The following is a 15006-nucleotide window of genomic DNA, read 5'->3' on the forward strand; positions in this document are numbered from 1 at the left end:
AATGGCCGAAATTCAAATTGCGGTACAAACTGACAATTTTGATCAAAATGCGGTTTATCGTTGGGTTTCCGCGCCAAATAGTGTCGGCGCCGCCGTTGTTTTCGTGGGGAAAGTGCGTGAAATGAATTTGGGCGATAGCGTATCCAGTTTATTTTTAGAACATTATCCTGCAATGACAGAAAAAGCCTTGCGTGAAATTGTTGATGAAGCTTGCTCACGTTGGAATTTATTACGTGTTGCGGTAATTCACCGCGTGGGCTTACTGCATACGGGCGATGAAATTGTGCTAGTTGCGGTGAGTTCTCCCCATCGTGGCGAGGCTTACCAAGCCAATGAATTTATTATGGATTTCCTCAAAAGCAAAGCGCCATTTTGGAAAAAAGAACAAACAGAAAAGGGCGAGCGTTGGATTGAGCATCGAGAAAGTGATCAACAGGCTTTAGAAAGATGGGATATTTAAGCGCATTGTTTTTCATTTAAACAGTGATTTTGCTTTATTTTCCTGTTATTTTAGCTACCATTTTGTGTAATCAGCGCATTACATTGATTTTGTTAAAATTAAGGAATAACCAATGAAACTCAAGCAAAAAGTGATTCTTGCAGCGATGTTTTCTCTTTCTATAACGGCAACTTCGTCATTTACCTACGCCGATAATAAAGCTAATAATAAGGTAACTGCGCAGCAATTAGAACAGCAGTTTCAGCAAGCAACGCAAGCCTACAGACAAGGGAACTATCATTCTGCATTCAAATTATTCAAACCGCTAGCTGAGCGCGGAAATCCAACTTCGCAATATAATTTGGGGCAAATGTATCTCAATGGGCAAGGCGTAAGACAGGATTTTAGCTTAGCCATTAACTGGTATAAAAAAGCTGCTGAACAAGGATATGCTGATGCACAATATAATTTAGCTTTGATGTATGAAAATGGACAAGGCGTCAAACAAGATTACGCAGAAGCAATAAAATGGTATAAAAAAGCCGCAGATCAGAATTATGCAATGGCGCAAACCAACCTAGGTACAATGTATGCCCTAGGCAAAGGTGTAACTGCGGATCTTTCCTTGGCAAAAGATTTAGCTGGGAAAGGTTGTGATAATGGCAACCAAAACGGCTGCGATTTGTATCGAATCTTAAATGAGAAAGGGGTTAAATAATCCGAATTCTCTCAATTCTAATAGATAAATGAAAAGCAAGGTTTAATGCCTTGCTTTTTTGTTTCTTAATGTTTTGTGAATTAATGTTCTCCAAGCGCTTTTTGATTGTGAAAAATCACATAAATATGCGGGAGAATTTGGCTGATCATATTCAATTGTTGAATAGGAATCCCTACTTCAGATTGGCTTAGTCTTTCCCCTTGTTGCTCATTGAGCTGTTGTAAGGACTGATGAATATTTTCTTGTAGCTTATCAAATACAGGCTGAGATAAGGATTCAATATGCTCTAAGGCGTAAATCAATTTCTTCGCAATGGGGTAATATTCCGCCATAAAATCAATATTTTGCTGAATTTGCTTAATGTGCTTGCGATACGCGCCGAGGGCGGAAATGTAGCTTAACAAGGAATAATTCAGTTTTAGCATTTCGAAGCCTTCTTGCAAGTGATCTTTATATTTTTCTGGATCACTGTTCATATTCGACATTGTTGCACTCAATGCAGTGGCGTATTCGTGCGCTTTGCGACGAGCAATACGATATTGTAAGCTATCGCATTTACCAAATTGCAATTGGCTAATGATGTAAAGTAAATATTTGCCATCACTTTGAATGGCTTGATGAATGACTTTATTCAGTTGTAAATACTTCCAATCGGGCCATAAGTAAGATACCGCCACCCAAGCAATAAATGAGCCTGCTAACGTGTCAATTAAACGAGAGTAAAGGGCGCTGTGAATATCAAGACCAATGATATTAAAACTAATCAGCACTTGTAAGGTAATAAAAAAGGTTGAAAAACTGTAATTATTACTACGAAAGAAGAAAAATAATGTACTGGTAGTAACCACCAAGCCCATTTGCAATTCCAATGTAGGCTGTGCATAGGGCAGTAAAGATCCAACAATCACCCCTAAGATAGTGCCAATAATGCGTTGTTTTAAACGTAATTTGGTTGCCGCATAGTTGGGTTGGCAAACAAATACTGCGGTGAGCAAAATCCAGTAGCCACGGGAAAGTTGTAAAAATTCTACAATCGTGCAACAGGTAAATACCACAATAGAAAGGCGTACTGCGTGGCGAAATAATTGAGAGTCAAAACTTAAATGGCTACGAATGGTAAGCCAAATATTTTTAATCCCTGCTACATCGCTATCATCGTGAATTTTTACCCAACGATGATGTTTTTCGGGGGTATCTGGAGTTTGTCCTAAATGACGTAATTGCCAATCAACGCCTTGTAAATTATTGATGAGGGTTTTTATGCTTGTATTTTGTGTATTATCTTGGTGACTTTGTACATAATGTTCAAAAGATTGATTTACCCCTGCTATTGCGCGTTCTAAACGAGGGTTATAAGTGTAATTGGTATTTTGTTGCAGACTTTGTGCGAAATCACGGCACGCTTGCGCTTGTAATTCTAAAAGGCGTTGAATGCGAAAGATTAAATCGGTATTTTTAAGTTGCTGTGCCAACATTTGATAATCAAAATAACTTGAATTGGCACGTTCGTGAATATCTTGTGCAGCAAAATAATAGTTGATCATTTGCGTGGTGCGAGTATGGCGATATTGTCCACGGATACGATAAAACAGGGCAGTGCGACAAGCGTTAAAGGCATTAATCAGCTGGCTATTTTTCATTGCAAGGGTAATTTGCTTGCTTTCTAGTTGATCAATATCATCAGGATCAAAAAACAAGGATTTTGCTTCTAAATACTCCGCCAATGCCACAAAAGATTTCGCCACCGCATCTTGCACGGGGCGGTTTGGGAAAAACAGATAAACCACAATGGCGGTAATGCTATATAGCAATGTACCTAATAAAATTAATAGGGAATTGAGATACCACAGGGTTTCGGGCTGATAGGTGAGGGTGGTGTAAAGGGCAACCACCAACGTGCCAAAAGAAATGGTGTTGTAACGTTGTCCCACCGCGCCAATCATCGTAAAAATAAAGGTGATGACCGTCATTAACAGGGTGAACGCAATGCCATTGCCGAGCGTGAGCTGAACGCTAAGGGTGGACACCGAAAAGGCCAGTAGGGTATAAAAAATATTTTTTAACCGCCCTGTTAAGCGGTTATCTAAATCTGCCAAACCGCCTGCGATAATGCCGAGTACTAACGGCATACTTTGCTGCGAAATATCCAATAACCACACGGAAAAAGCCGCAATATTGACAGCAATAAAAACAGGAATGGTGGCGATAACTTTAGCGTTCAGCCAGTTATTGATTGTCATTTTTATACCCTAAATTGCGTAAAAATCTGCGTTATTTTAACCGCTCTTTTAAATAATTGGCATAATCTGGTACGCGAATTTCCACCTTTTGATTAAATAATTGACTTTGCACTAGAAAATCCGCACTGGCCATATTCATCGCCACAGGAATATTCCACACCGTAGCAATGCGCATTAAGGCTTTGACATCAGGATCGTGCGGCACAGCATTCATTGGATCCCAAAAGAAAATCAGTACATCAATTTTTTGTTCCGCAATTAATGCACCAAGTTGCTGATCTCCGCCCATTGGGCCACTTAACAATGGGGTGATGGGTAAATCAGTTTCCGCTTGGATTAAATTGCCTGTTGTACCTGTGCCATAAAGCGTATGGGCAGAAAGTAAAGTGCGGTGCTTTTTACACCAATTTATTAAATCTTGTTTACAGTGATCGTGAGCAACCAAGGCAATATGTTTGCTTTCTGCAAGCTGGCGAGTAGTATTTTGCATTTTTCCTCCAGATAGCAAAAAGTGAGCATAAAGCCCACTTTTTCTTAATCAATCATTCGCGATTATTTTTGTTTTTTCGCCCAGTTCAAGAAACGTGCTTGCGTTTCTTTGTCAGCTTGTTGGAACCAATATTGTAATTGTTGTTCCACCACATTTTCACCTTGTACGGTAATTTTGCCTTTTTGTGCTTTTGCTGCCGCAGGAATTGCTGCAGGCATTGCGGTTGTCGCAAAAGAAGCCACAGACGCAACCGCACCAGAAGCATTATATTCAGAAAGATTATCAATTAAATTCAAACCAGGTAAAAAACCTTCGCCTTTTAATTGATCTTGTTTGAATGGAACATTTTTGCCTGATACTGTTTTTAGACTAATGCTTGGAGATTCGTTATAAGCATTGGCTTCTCTTTCTGTTTCAATATGCGGTGCGGAGATAACTAAATCTTCAGACGTACCTTGGAAAGTAACAATAATTGGTGTTGATTCAAATAAAGTGCGGTCAGAACCACCAACACGAACCACTTCACTTACACGCACCACGACTTGGTGAGGCTGAGTGTCATTCACTTGGAATGAATTATTCGATTTTAACAAGGATTTATTGGCTTTTTGTCCGTCAATCGCAAGAAAATCAACATTTGATGAGCTAGTTACTACCCCAGCAAAACTTGCTGTACTAGCAAATAACGCCGTAGCAGCGAGTGCAACAACACGAAATTTCATAGTTACTCCTTAAAGTGGTTATGCGTAATTTAATGCAATTAAATATGTGGTGATATGCTATGCTAATTTACTCAAAATGAAAATAAAAAATTGCAAATTTGCCCAATTATTTTTGTTATCTTTATGAAATAAAGAGAATTTTTACAAAATATGGAAATAAATCGTGAACTGCCTCACAAATTTGCATTTACCTATTTGCGGGTAGGATTAAGATATAGTATTTTGCAAGACATAATAAGTGCTATCGAAATAGCCAGTTTGTCATATTTTGCTTTCCGAGTGGCGCCTCAGAAGAGGCGCTTTCTTTTTATCTTCAATTTTTACCAGTCTACTTTGATTAATTTCATCTCATCACTATGCCAAGGCAAGGTGAGGGTGGTTTCGCCATAGGCATAAGGGAACAACGCATAAGGCGGATAAACAAAATTTAAGCCATTTTGATCGAAGTAGAATTCGGGTGAAATATAGAAATTCGCTTTATCGGCATAAATATCTCCTTGATTTTCAGGAAGTGCGGTATAAATTTTCCATAATGTTTCGGAGAGTGCAGGCTGATCTTTTTTATCAATCAAATCATCGAGTGAAAGAACTGCCTGTTTTTCCACATCAATATTGAGATAACCACCCACTTGCAGCCCGTGTGCGCCACCTGAATAAGTGTAAATCTCTTTGCGGAATACCACCCAATTATTTTTTTGCCCAACATAACTCAGATGTACCGCAAATTCAGCCCCCCAACTACCATCTACTTTTACACTTTGTATCGCGTCTTGATGAATCCTAGCAAAAAGCTGTTCTAAATCTTGTTTAGATGGATTGGCTTGAGCTTGAATTTCCGCGTCAGTTAGCGGTGTATCATCTGACTCCAAATAGTCTACACCTGCTTCATATTGTTTGGTGAGCAAGAGCTGATTAAGCCAAGGTACTTGCGTTTCTGGCACATTCACAAAGGTGGTGATCTGAGCGTCAATTTTATCGCCACTTTCTAGCTTAAGTGGCAAGGTTTCGTGTTTATCAAAGATTATGCTGTTTTCAACACGAAGTGCGGGGAAATTTTGCGAGATTTTTTCGCTAGCTTGAACTTGCGGTTTTTCCGCGTTTTTGTTTTGCTCATTACAGGCAGAAAGTCCAAGTGCAGCAACAATGAGCAAGGGAAGAAGTGTTTTTTTCATTTTCGGCTCCTTATCCAAAAATTAGATTGAAACAGCGGAATTATATACCAAGTTTTATATTTTGTTTGCATAAATATTTCGCTATAATTGACCGCACTTTGATGCAAAACAAAAGATTATGAAGTTACAAGCCAATAATAAAACCCTTTCCCTAGCTCAACCCCAAATTATGGGGATTTTAAATTTCACGCCAGATTCTTTTTCGGATAGCGGTTTGTTTTTTGACCGTGATAAAGCCTTATTTCAAGTGGAAAAAATGCTTAATGAAGGGGCTACTATTATCGATATTGGTGGTGAATCCACGCGCCCAATGGCACAAGAAGTCAGCCTTGAGCAAGAATTAGATCGTGTTGTGCCAATGGTGGAAGCCGTGAGAAAACGCTTTGATTGTTGGATTTCCGTGGATACTTCTAAGGCGCAAGTAATGGCGGAAAGTGCCAAAGTTGGAATGGATTTCATTAATGATATTCGTGCTTTAACTGAACCCAATGCGCTACAAACCGCCGTGCAATTAGCCTTGCCCACCTGCATAATGCATATGCAAGGGCAGCCACGCACAATGCAACAAAATCCTCATTATGAAAATGTGGTGCAAGAGGTGCTAAATTTTCTCGAAAATCGCACCGCACTTTGTTTAGCAGCGGGAATGAAAAAGGAAAACATTATTTGGGATCTGGGTTTTGGCTTTGGTAAAACCGTGCAACATAATTATCAATTATTGCAACAACTGGCAAAATTTACCCAAGATTATCCTGTATTAGCAGGTATCTCGCGTAAATCAATGATTGGCGCGGTGTTAGATAAACCTGTTGATGAGCGTATTGTGGGCAGTGTTGCCGCCGCATTAATTGCAGTGTTCAATGGCGCAAAAATTGTGCGCGTACACGATGTTGCGCCCACGGCAGAGGCATTAAAAATTTGGCAAGCCACGCAAATGGCATAATAACGTCAATCAACGTAATGATTTTTAACGATAAAACATAAAAAGGAATACAAATGGCAGAACGCAAATATTTCGGCACTGATGGTGTGCGTGGAAAAGTAGGCACTTCACCAATTACCCCTGATTTCGTCCTTAAACTTGGTTGGGCAGCAGGAAAAGTGCTAGCAACGCAGGGTTACGGTACGGTATTAATTGGTAAAGATACCCGCATTTCGGGTTATATGTTGGAATCTGCCCTTGAAGCAGGTTTAGCCGCAGCAGGGCTTTCAGCTGCCTTTACTGGGCCAATGCCAACCCCTGCTATTGCCTATTTAACCCGTACTTTTCGCGCAGAAGCAGGCATTGTGATTTCCGCTTCTCATAATCCTTATTATGATAACGGGATCAAATTTTTCTCCACGCAAGGTACAAAATTGCCTGATGATGTGGAAGAAGCCATTGAAGCAATGTTAGAACAGCCAATGGATTGTGTGGAATCCGCCCAACTTGGGCGTGCTAGCCGTATTAACGATGCGGCAGGGCGTTACATTGAATTTTGTAAAAGCACCTTCCCAGCTCATTTAAGCCTAGAAAATTACAAAATCGTGGTGGATTGCGCGAACGGCGCAACCTACCATATTGCCCCGAATGTAATGCGTGAATTAGGCGCAGAAGTGATCGAAATTGGCACGCAGCCAAATGGAATGAACATTAATGAAAAATGCGGCGCGACCGACATTAAAGCCTTACAAGACAAAGTGTTAGAAACCAAAGCCGATATTGGTTTAGCTTATGACGGCGATGGCGACCGCTTAATCTTAGTGGATCACCTTGGTAATAAAGTGGACGGCGACCAAGCTTTATTTATCATCGCCCGTGAAGCCTTGCGTGCAGGCAAACTAAAAGGCGGCGTGGTTGGTACATTAATGAGTAATATGCGTCTTGAACTTGCCTTAAAAGAATTAGCGATTCCATTTGTGCGTGCCAATGTGGGCGATCGTTATGTGTTAGAACAAATGCAAGAAAAAGGCTGGCAGCTTGGCGGTGAAAACTCAGGCCATATCATTATTGCTGATAAAAATACCACAGGGGACGGTATTATCGCTTCCCTTGCGGTGTTAGCAGCAATGGTAGAACATCGCTTATCCCTTAATGAGTTAGCCAGTGCAGTGCAATTATTTCCACAAGTGTTAATTAATGTTCGTTTCGCAGGCGGCAGCAATCCATTAGAAAGCGAACAGGTGAAAGCCGTAGCCGCAGAAGTGGAAAAACGCTTAGCGGGCAAAGGGCGTATTTTATTAAGAAAATCAGGCACCGAGCCGCTAATTCGTGTGATGGTGGAATGCGAAGACGGCGCGCTTGCACAACAATGTGCAGAAGAAATCGCTGAAGCGGTGCGTGTAAACTAAATAAATTGAAAAGTGCGGTGTAAAAGAAGCGAATTTTTCGCTTCTTTTCTTCTCATTAATTCGTTGCTTTTCATTAAAAATAGAGTAGTGATATGAAAATTTTTGTAATGCGACACGGCGAGGCGCAGACTATCGCCCCATCAGACAGTGCAAGACCGCTCACAGAAAATGGTAAACAGCAATCTTATCAACAAGGGCAATGGTTACGTTCCATTAATGATGAATTTGATAAAGTGCTGGTTAGTCCTTATCTGCGCGCACAACAAACCTTTGAGCAAGTTAATTTAGCGTTCCAAAATCAACTGCAAACGAAGTTAGAAACTTGGGACGGTATCACGCCTTATGGCGATGCTGGTTTGGTGCGAGATTATTTGACGGTTTTGGCGCAAGATGGGGTAGAAAGCTTGCTGATTATTTCTCATTTACCTTTAGTGGGCGATATTGTGCGCGAATTGTGCGGTCGAAACCCGGCGAATTTTTACCCTGCCACCCTTGTGGAAATAGAAATAAATTGCGCAGAAAAAATGGGGAAAGTGGAAAGAGTCAATTATCCTAAATAGCATATTGAAGAAGAAAAAAGTGCGGTAGAAAAGACCGCACTTTTTTTGATCTTATTAGATCAAAACCGTATAAGATATAGCAAAATTTTTATTGAAAGAAATAAGAAAAAGCCAGTATTATTTGGAAACTTAGGAATTAAAAACAAAAGTAGGAGAAAAATAATGTGGAGCTATATTGCGATTAATTTAGTCATATTTATTGCTTTATTAGTCGGTGTGAAATGGTACTTTAACCGAAATCATACGCTATCGCATAGCGTGTTTTTGGCATTAATTTTAGGGGTATTATTTGGTGGTGCATTGCATTTTCTTTATGACAGCAATGCCCCTGTGATAAAAGAAACCCTAAACTGGATTGGCATTGTCGGCAGCGGTTATGTGAGATTGCTGCAAATGATCGTAATGCCGCTGGTTTTTGTATCGATTCTTTCAGCAGTGGCACGCTTGCAAGGGGCAAGCTCGTTGGGCAAGATCAGTATCAGCGTACTTTCTGTCCTGCTCATTACAACAGCAATCGCAGCGGTGATTGGGATTACAATGGCAAATTTATTTGATCTTTCTGCCGAAGGGCTAGTGGCAGGCGATCGTGAACTTGCCGCGCAAGATCGCGTGCTTGGGCGAGCGGAAAAAGTGGCAGGTTTGAATGTGCCGACAATGTTGCTTTCTTTTATTCCGAAAAATCCTTTTGCTGAACTCACTGGCGCAAACCCAACTTCTATTATCAGCGTGGTGATTTTTGCCGCGTTTTTAGGCGTGGCGATTTTGCGCATTCGTCAAGATAATGAAGAACTTGCCGATCGCTTATCGCAAGGGGTGGAAAGTTTGAATAAATTAGTGATGAGCCTTGTTCGCGTGGTGATTCGTCTTACCCCTTATGGTGTATTGGCGTTGATGACAAAAGTGGTTGCCACTTCAAATCTTGCGGATATTCTTAATTTGCTCGGTTTTATCGTGGCATCTTATTTAGCCATTTTCTTAATGTTTGTGGTACACGGCATTTTACTTTCTTTGGTGAAAGTGAATCCAATTCGTTATTATCAACAAGCCTTTCCGACCTTGCTGTTTGCATTCACTTCACGTTCAAGTGCAGCGACAATTCCAATGAATATTGAAACCCAAGTATCAAAATTGAACGTGCCTTCAGCCATTGCCAATTTTGCTGCGTCTTTCGGGGCGACAATCGGACAAAACGGCTGTGCAGGGATTTATCCCGCAATGCTCGCCGTAATGGTTGCGCCAACAGTGGGGATCGATCCAATGTCCTTAGACTTTTTGCTGACCCTTGTATTAGTGGTAACTCTTTCTTCCTTTGGTATTGCTGGTGTGGGTGGCGGCGCAACCTTTGCTGCGATCATCGTACTTTCCACAATGGGCTTACCGCTCGCATTAGTCGGCTTACTCATTTCCATTGAACCGCTGATTGATATGGGACGCACCGCGCTAAACGTAAACGGTGCAATGACCGCTGGTGTGGTTTCAAGCAGAATTTTACGCAAATCATAATTTTATAAAATATAAGTTATCTGCCTCTAAAATTGGGTATCCAGTTATTCAGGGGCAGATTTTTTATGAGAAAATACACCCCACTTTTCAGATAGTATGCTATTGAATTTAAAACAGTGGCAATTTAAGCAGTTAAAACAATTGACATTTTCTCATCTAGCCCTTACTTTATGTTGTTGATTGTTAATTAAATAAAGGAGCGTTTATGCAATCTCGTTTAATCGTTGAAGACAGCCGTCAAGAATCGGTGTTGGCTACCAATAAGGTGTTACGCAACACTTATTTCTTATTGGCGTTAACCTTAACTTTTTCTGCGGTTGTTGCTTATGTGGCAATGACATTAAATGTTGCCCCATTACATTTTGGTGTGTTATTGGTGGGCTTTTATGGCTTATTATTTTTAAATAGCGCCTTAGAAAACAGTGCGTGGGGGATTCTTTCCACTTTCGCTTTAACTGGTTTTATCGGTTATTCTTTAGGGCCAGTATTAAATATGTATATTGGCGCAGGTTTAGGTGATTTAATCGCTCTTGCCCTTGGAGGCACTGCGGCAGTGTTCTTTGCCTGTTCTTTCTATGTCCTCAGCACGAAAAAAGATATGTCATTCCTTTCAGGTATGATGTTTACCTTGTTTATCGTGCTTGTGGTAGGAATGATCGCCAGCTTCTTCTTTAAAATGCCGGCATTCTATGTAGCGTTAAGCTCATTATTTATCGTGTTCTCAAGTATGGGCATTTTATATCAAACTAGCAGCATCATTCACGGCGGCGAAACCAATTATATTCGCGCAACAGTAAGCCTTTATGTGTCTATTTATAATATCTTTGTGAGTTTATTAAACTTGCTTGGTATTTTACGCAATGATTAATTATTGCTTTAATTGGTAAATTCAGCGCCCCTTTTTAGGGGCGTTTTTGTATAATTAAACAGATGAATAAGGAAACAACAATGCTCAATATTAACGATACGACTATTGAAACCGATAACGAAGGCTATTTGTTGGATTTAACACAATGGACGCCCGAAGTCGCACTGGCTATTGCAGAAAAGGAAGGGCTAAGTTTAACTGAAGCCCACTGGGAAGTGATTCATTTTGTGCGTGATTTTTATCAGGAATATAACACTTCGCCGGCGATCAGAATGTTGGTGAAAGCAATGGCCCAAAAATTAGGTGAAGATAAGGGCAACAGCCGTTATTTACAACGTTTATTCCCTGAAGGGCCAGCCAAGCAAGCCACAAAACTGGCAGGGTTACCAAAACCAGCAAAATGCCTATAGTTTGAGAATCATTCGCATTTACTTAATGAACTTTGTGCTTTATAATAGCGGTAAACGATTCATTAAAAGGAGAATTTATGTTGAAACAGTTCGCTACCATCGCGCTTTCTGCCGCAATGTTGTTTAGCCCCGCAAGCTATGCTAAATTCAAAGTGGTTACCACCTTTACCATTATTCAAGATATGGCGCAAAATATTGCTGGTGATGCCGCCAGCGTGGAATCCATCACCAAAGCAGGCGCAGAAATTCACGGCTATGAGCCAACGCCAAAAGATATCGTTAAAGCGCAGTCGGCAGATCTTGTGCTATGGAACGGGTTAAACTTAGAACGTTGGTTCGAGCGTTTTTTCCAGAATGTAAAAGATAAACCCGCGGTCGTGGTTACCTCAGGCATTCAGCCTATTTTTATTGCAGAAAATGGTGAGAAAAAAATCCCTAATCCCCACGCGTGGATGTCGCCAAGCAACGCATTAATTTATGTAGAAAATATCAAAAATGCGCTGATCAAATACGATCCGCAAAATGCCGAAACTTATCGCCAAAATGCAGAAAATTACGCCAAAAAGATCCGCACTTTAGATAGCACACTTCGCCCTAAATTGGACAAAATTCCCCAAGCACAGCGCTGGCTTGCCACTTCTGAAGGGGCATTTAGTTATTTAGCGCAAGATTATGGTTTTAATGAAGTTTATCTTTGGGCGGTGAATGCAGAACAGCAAGGCACGCCACAACAAGTGCGTAAACTGATTGATTTAATTCGCCAACATCAGATTCCGGTGATTTTCAGCGAAAGCACCATTTCGCCAAAGCCTGCGCAACAAGTGGCGAAAGAAAGCCAAATTCATTATGGCGGGGTGCTTTATGTTGATTCCCTTTCCAATGCTAAAGGGCCAGTTCCCACTTATTTAGATTTGCTTAACACCACCATTACCACCATTATTGAAGGATTTGAAAATGCCCAATAATCAGCCCACCATTGAAGTACAGGACGTAACTGTTCGTTATAACAACGGACATACCGCCATTCATAATGTGTCTTTTCAGCTACAAGGCGGCACAACCTGTGCTTTAGTGGGGGTGAATGGCAGTGGAAAATCCACGTTATTCAAAAGTTTAATGGGCTTGGTAAAACCGCAACAAGGGCAAGTGTTGCTGAGCGATCAGCCGATTAAGAAAGCGTTAAAGCAAAATTTAATTGCTTATGTGCCACAAAGTGAAGAAGTGGATTGGCAATTTCCCGTATCCGTTTACGATGTGGTGATGATGGGGCGTTATGGCTATATGAATTTTCTCAGAATTCCCACCGCACTTGATAAACAAGAAGTTCAGCTTGCAATGGAGCGCTTAAATATCGCACACCTCGCCCAGCGTCAAATTGGTGAACTTTCTGGTGGGCAGAAAAAACGCGTTTTTCTTGCTCGCGCGTTGGCACAAAAAAGCAAAATTATTCTGCTTGATGAACCTTTCACTGGCGTTGATGTGCAAACGGAAGCGGCGATTATGGATTTGCTTGCCAACTTGCGTGAAGAAGGCTATTTAATTTTAGTTTCGACCCATAATTTAGGCGCAGTGCCAGATTATTGCGATCAAGTGATTATGATTAACCGCACCGTGCTTGCGCAGGGTAGCACCGCCACCACCTTTACCCAGCAAAATTTAGAGCAAGTTTTCGGTGGCGTGCTGCGTAACGTGAAGCTGAGTGGGCGTGATTTGCACGATGATGAAGACGAGCGCACCGTAACGGTGCTGACCGATGACGAACTGCCTGCCGTATTTTACGGACAAACGAAAAACGATCCGCCTGCACCGATTGTGCGTGATTGTAATCTGGAAGATTGCCCCTGTCGCACTGACAAAGAGAACAGCCAATGATCGCCTTATTATTAGAACCTTTCCAGTATGATTATATGATTAACGCCTTTGTGTTAAGCGCAATGGTGGGCGGTATTTGTGCTTTTTTATCCGCTTACTTAATGCTGAAAGGCTGGTCATTGATTGGTGATGCGCTTTCTCATTCGGTTGTCCCCGGAGTTGCCATCGCCTATGCCTTTTCTTTTCCTTATGTGATTGGCGCATTTTTTTCAGGAATTTTAGCCGCACTTTCTATTCTCTGGGTAAAATCCTTGTCCAATTTACGGCAAGATGCGGTGATCGGTTTTATTTTTACCACCTTTTTTGCCCTCGGGTTATTTATCATTTCCCTTAACCCCACCGCCATTAATGTGCAAGATATTGTATTAGGCAACCTGTTAGGCATTTCAACGGAAGATATTTGGCAAGTGGCCATCATTATCAGCATTTGTTTTGTGCTATTGCTGATTTTTTGGAAAGATCTGTTATTAGTCTTTTTTGATGAAATGCAAGCCTCCGCCGTGGGGCTGTCGCCACTTCATTACAAAATATTATTTTTCACCTTATTAAGCGCTTGTGTGGTGGCAGCTTTGCAAACCGTTGGCGCAATTTTAGTGATCGCAATGGTCATCACGCCGGGGGCAACGGCATATTTGCTTACGGATCGTTTTAAAACCTTAGTGATGATTGCGGTGAGCCTTGGCATAAGCAGTAGCGTACTTGGTGTGTACCTCAGCTATTATTTAGACGGCGCAACGGGCGGATTAATTGTCTGTTTTCAGACCGCACTTTTCTTGAGCGCCTTTTTCCTTTCCCCAAAATACGGTATTTTACGCCATAAGCGCTCTGCCAATAAGGAGCAACATAATGAGCTGGGTTGATTTCGCGAATTGGTGGTTTGAGCCGCTCAGTTATCCCTTTATGCAAAATGCCTTGTTTATGGCGTTAATCATTGCGGTGATTTGTGCCGTACTTTCTTGTTTCTTAATTCTAAAGGGCTGGTCGCTAATGGGCGATGCCATTTCCCATTCAGTTTTACCGGGCATCGTGTTAGCTTATGTGGCGAGCATTCCTTTAGCCATCGGTGCGCTAGTTTCAGGCTTGCTGTGCGCCTTTGGGATTGGCTATTTAAAATCCCACAGCCGAATTAAGGAAGACACCGTAATGGGGATTATGTTTTCCGGAATGTTTGCGCTAGGGCTTGTATTATTCAGCAAAGTGGAAACAGAACAGCACTTAACGCATATTTTATTCGGTAACTTATTAGGCATCACACCGCAAGAATTAATCCAAACACTGATTATCGCCGCCCTTGTTTTGCTGGTTATCTTGCTGAAAAAACAAGATTTTCTGCTTTTCTGTTTTGATTCCAATCACGCGCGCGTTATCGGGCTTGCGGTAACAACATTGCATTACGGCTTACTGTTTTTGCTCGCTCTAACCATTATCAGCACAATGCAAGTGGTGGGCATTATCTTAGTCACGGCAATGCTGATTTCTCCGGGGATCACCGCTTATGTGCTGAGTAAGAATTTCAACAAAATGCTTTTGATCGCCATTGTAACTGCCACAAGCAGCAGTTTTTTAGGCATCATTCTGAGTTATCATCTTGATGCCGCCACTGGCCCAACGATTATTTTGTTGCAAGCGCTGTGTTTTGTGCTGGCTTTGGGTTATCGCAAATTTCGTCCGATCAAATAAG

At 41.3% G+C, this 15006-nt stretch carries 16 protein-coding genes; 12 read left to right on the forward strand and 4 right to left on the reverse strand.

What is annotated here, in order from left to right:
• Nucleotide 1: 1 nt before the first annotated feature.
• Together moaE and DYC50_RS07245 are read left to right on the forward strand one after the other, a co-directional pair.
• A complete protein-coding gene (gene moaE, locus DYC50_RS07240) occupies nt 2–460 on the forward strand; it encodes a molybdopterin synthase catalytic subunit MoaE (RefSeq protein WP_115249608.1) in 459 nt (152 codons plus the stop codon).
• 112 nt (nt 461–572) lie between these two features.
• Nucleotides 573–1157, forward strand: a complete 585-nt coding sequence (locus DYC50_RS07245) for a tetratricopeptide repeat protein (protein ID WP_115249609.1) — start codon at nt 573–575, stop codon at nt 1155–1157.
• 80 nt (nt 1158–1237) lie between these two features.
• Here DYC50_RS07245 and yccS read toward each other — a convergent pair whose 3' ends face one another.
• The 4 genes from yccS to DYC50_RS07265 form a co-directional block, all read right to left on the reverse strand.
• Entirely contained in the window at nt 1238–3391 is a 2154-nt protein-coding gene (yccS, locus tag DYC50_RS07250) for a YccS family putative transporter (RefSeq protein ID WP_115250181.1), read from the reverse strand.
• 37 nt (nt 3392–3428) lie between these two features.
• Nucleotides 3429–3887, reverse strand: a complete 459-nt coding sequence (gene mgsA / locus DYC50_RS07255; protein WP_115249610.1) for a methylglyoxal synthase — start codon at nt 3885–3887, stop codon at nt 3429–3431.
• A 62-nt stretch (nt 3888–3949) separates the two neighbouring features.
• Nucleotides 3950–4609 carry a curli polymerization inhibitor CsgI-related protein gene (locus DYC50_RS07260; protein ID WP_115249611.1) on the reverse strand — a complete coding sequence of 220 codons (660 nt, stop codon included), beginning with the start codon at nt 4607–4609 and terminating at the stop codon, nt 3950–3952.
• Between the two features lie 320 nt (nt 4610–4929).
• The gene (locus DYC50_RS07265; RefSeq protein ID WP_115249612.1) at nt 4930–5781 is read right to left on the reverse strand and encodes an RsiV family protein; all 852 of its coding nucleotides are present in this window, start codon (nt 5779–5781) and stop codon (nt 4930–4932) included.
• Between the two features lie 118 nt (nt 5782–5899).
• On the opposite strand from DYC50_RS07265, the gene folP reads away from it, so the two are divergent.
• From folP to DYC50_RS07315, 10 genes are all read left to right on the forward strand, one after another.
• On the forward strand, nt 5900–6724 hold the full coding sequence (gene folP, locus DYC50_RS07270) for a dihydropteroate synthase (RefSeq protein WP_115249613.1): 825 nt from the start codon (nt 5900–5902) through the stop codon (nt 6722–6724).
• A gap of 53 nt (nt 6725–6777) precedes the next feature.
• The gene (gene glmM, locus DYC50_RS07275; RefSeq protein ID WP_115249614.1) at nt 6778–8112 is read left to right on the forward strand and encodes a phosphoglucosamine mutase; all 1335 of its coding nucleotides are present in this window, start codon (nt 6778–6780) and stop codon (nt 8110–8112) included.
• A gap of 92 nt (nt 8113–8204) precedes the next feature.
• The gene (sixA, locus tag DYC50_RS07280) at nt 8205–8672 is read left to right on the forward strand and encodes a phosphohistidine phosphatase SixA (RefSeq protein ID WP_115249615.1); all 468 of its coding nucleotides are present in this window, start codon (nt 8205–8207) and stop codon (nt 8670–8672) included.
• A gap of 162 nt (nt 8673–8834) precedes the next feature.
• Nucleotides 8835–10175 carry an L-cystine transporter gene (locus DYC50_RS07285; protein ID WP_115249616.1) on the forward strand — a complete coding sequence of 447 codons (1341 nt, stop codon included), beginning with the start codon at nt 8835–8837 and terminating at the stop codon, nt 10173–10175.
• Nucleotides 10176–10380: 205 nt separating this feature from the next.
• Nucleotides 10381–11043, forward strand: coding sequence for a Bax inhibitor-1/YccA family protein (locus tag DYC50_RS07290; RefSeq protein ID WP_103852869.1), 663 nt, complete (start codon nt 10381–10383; stop codon nt 11041–11043).
• Nucleotides 11044–11123: 80 nt separating this feature from the next.
• Nucleotides 11124–11453, forward strand: a complete 330-nt coding sequence (locus tag DYC50_RS07295; protein WP_115249617.1) for a TusE/DsrC/DsvC family sulfur relay protein — start codon at nt 11124–11126, stop codon at nt 11451–11453.
• Between the two features lie 77 nt (nt 11454–11530).
• Complete coding sequence (locus DYC50_RS07300; RefSeq protein ID WP_115249618.1) at nt 11531–12418, forward strand: metal ABC transporter substrate-binding protein; 888 nt, start codon at nt 11531–11533, stop codon at nt 12416–12418.
• A complete protein-coding gene (locus DYC50_RS07305) occupies nt 12408–13325 on the forward strand; it encodes an ATP-binding cassette domain-containing protein (RefSeq protein ID WP_115249619.1) in 918 nt (305 codons plus the stop codon). Before DYC50_RS07300 ends, DYC50_RS07305 begins: the two co-directional genes overlap by 11 nt.
• Nucleotides 13322–14185, forward strand: a complete 864-nt coding sequence (locus tag DYC50_RS07310) for a metal ABC transporter permease (RefSeq protein ID WP_115249620.1) — start codon at nt 13322–13324, stop codon at nt 14183–14185. The genes DYC50_RS07305 and DYC50_RS07310 overlap by 4 nt, the downstream gene beginning before the upstream one ends.
• On the forward strand, nt 14172–15005 hold the full coding sequence (locus DYC50_RS07315) for a metal ABC transporter permease (protein ID WP_115249621.1): 834 nt from the start codon (nt 14172–14174) through the stop codon (nt 15003–15005). The genes DYC50_RS07310 and DYC50_RS07315 overlap by 14 nt, the downstream gene beginning before the upstream one ends.
• Nucleotide 15006 lies beyond the last annotated feature (1 nt).

This window comes from Avibacterium avium (genome assembly GCF_900454535.1).
Lineage (GTDB): Bacteria > Pseudomonadota > Gammaproteobacteria > Enterobacterales > Pasteurellaceae > Avibacterium > Avibacterium avium.

Coding starts and splice junctions, on each gene's coding strand:
- moaE (WP_115249608.1), top strand. CDS start 2: ATGGCCGAAATTCAAATTGCGGTACAAACTGACAATTTTGATCAAAAT.
- DYC50_RS07245 (WP_115249609.1), top strand. CDS start 573: ATGAAACTCAAGCAAAAAGTGATTCTTGCAGCGATGTTTTCTCTTTCT.
- mgsA (WP_115249610.1), bottom strand. CDS start 3,887: ATGCAAAATACTACTCGCCAGCTTGCAGAAAGCAAACATATTGCCTTG.
- DYC50_RS07260 (WP_115249611.1), bottom strand. CDS start 4,609: ATGAAATTTCGTGTTGTTGCACTCGCTGCTACGGCGTTATTTGCTAGT.
- DYC50_RS07265 (WP_115249612.1), bottom strand. CDS start 5,781: ATGAAAAAAACACTTCTTCCCTTGCTCATTGTTGCTGCACTTGGACTT.
- folP (WP_115249613.1), top strand. CDS start 5,900: ATGAAGTTACAAGCCAATAATAAAACCCTTTCCCTAGCTCAACCCCAA.
- glmM (WP_115249614.1), top strand. CDS start 6,778: ATGGCAGAACGCAAATATTTCGGCACTGATGGTGTGCGTGGAAAAGTA.
- sixA (WP_115249615.1), top strand. CDS start 8,205: ATGAAAATTTTTGTAATGCGACACGGCGAGGCGCAGACTATCGCCCCA.
- DYC50_RS07285 (WP_115249616.1), top strand. CDS start 8,835: ATGTGGAGCTATATTGCGATTAATTTAGTCATATTTATTGCTTTATTA.
- DYC50_RS07290 (WP_103852869.1), top strand. CDS start 10,381: ATGCAATCTCGTTTAATCGTTGAAGACAGCCGTCAAGAATCGGTGTTG.
- DYC50_RS07295 (WP_115249617.1), top strand. CDS start 11,124: ATGCTCAATATTAACGATACGACTATTGAAACCGATAACGAAGGCTAT.
- DYC50_RS07300 (WP_115249618.1), top strand. CDS start 11,531: ATGTTGAAACAGTTCGCTACCATCGCGCTTTCTGCCGCAATGTTGTTT.
- DYC50_RS07305 (WP_115249619.1), top strand. CDS start 12,408: ATGCCCAATAATCAGCCCACCATTGAAGTACAGGACGTAACTGTTCGT.
- DYC50_RS07310 (WP_115249620.1), top strand. CDS start 13,322: ATGATCGCCTTATTATTAGAACCTTTCCAGTATGATTATATGATTAAC.
- DYC50_RS07315 (WP_115249621.1), top strand. CDS start 14,172: ATGAGCTGGGTTGATTTCGCGAATTGGTGGTTTGAGCCGCTCAGTTAT.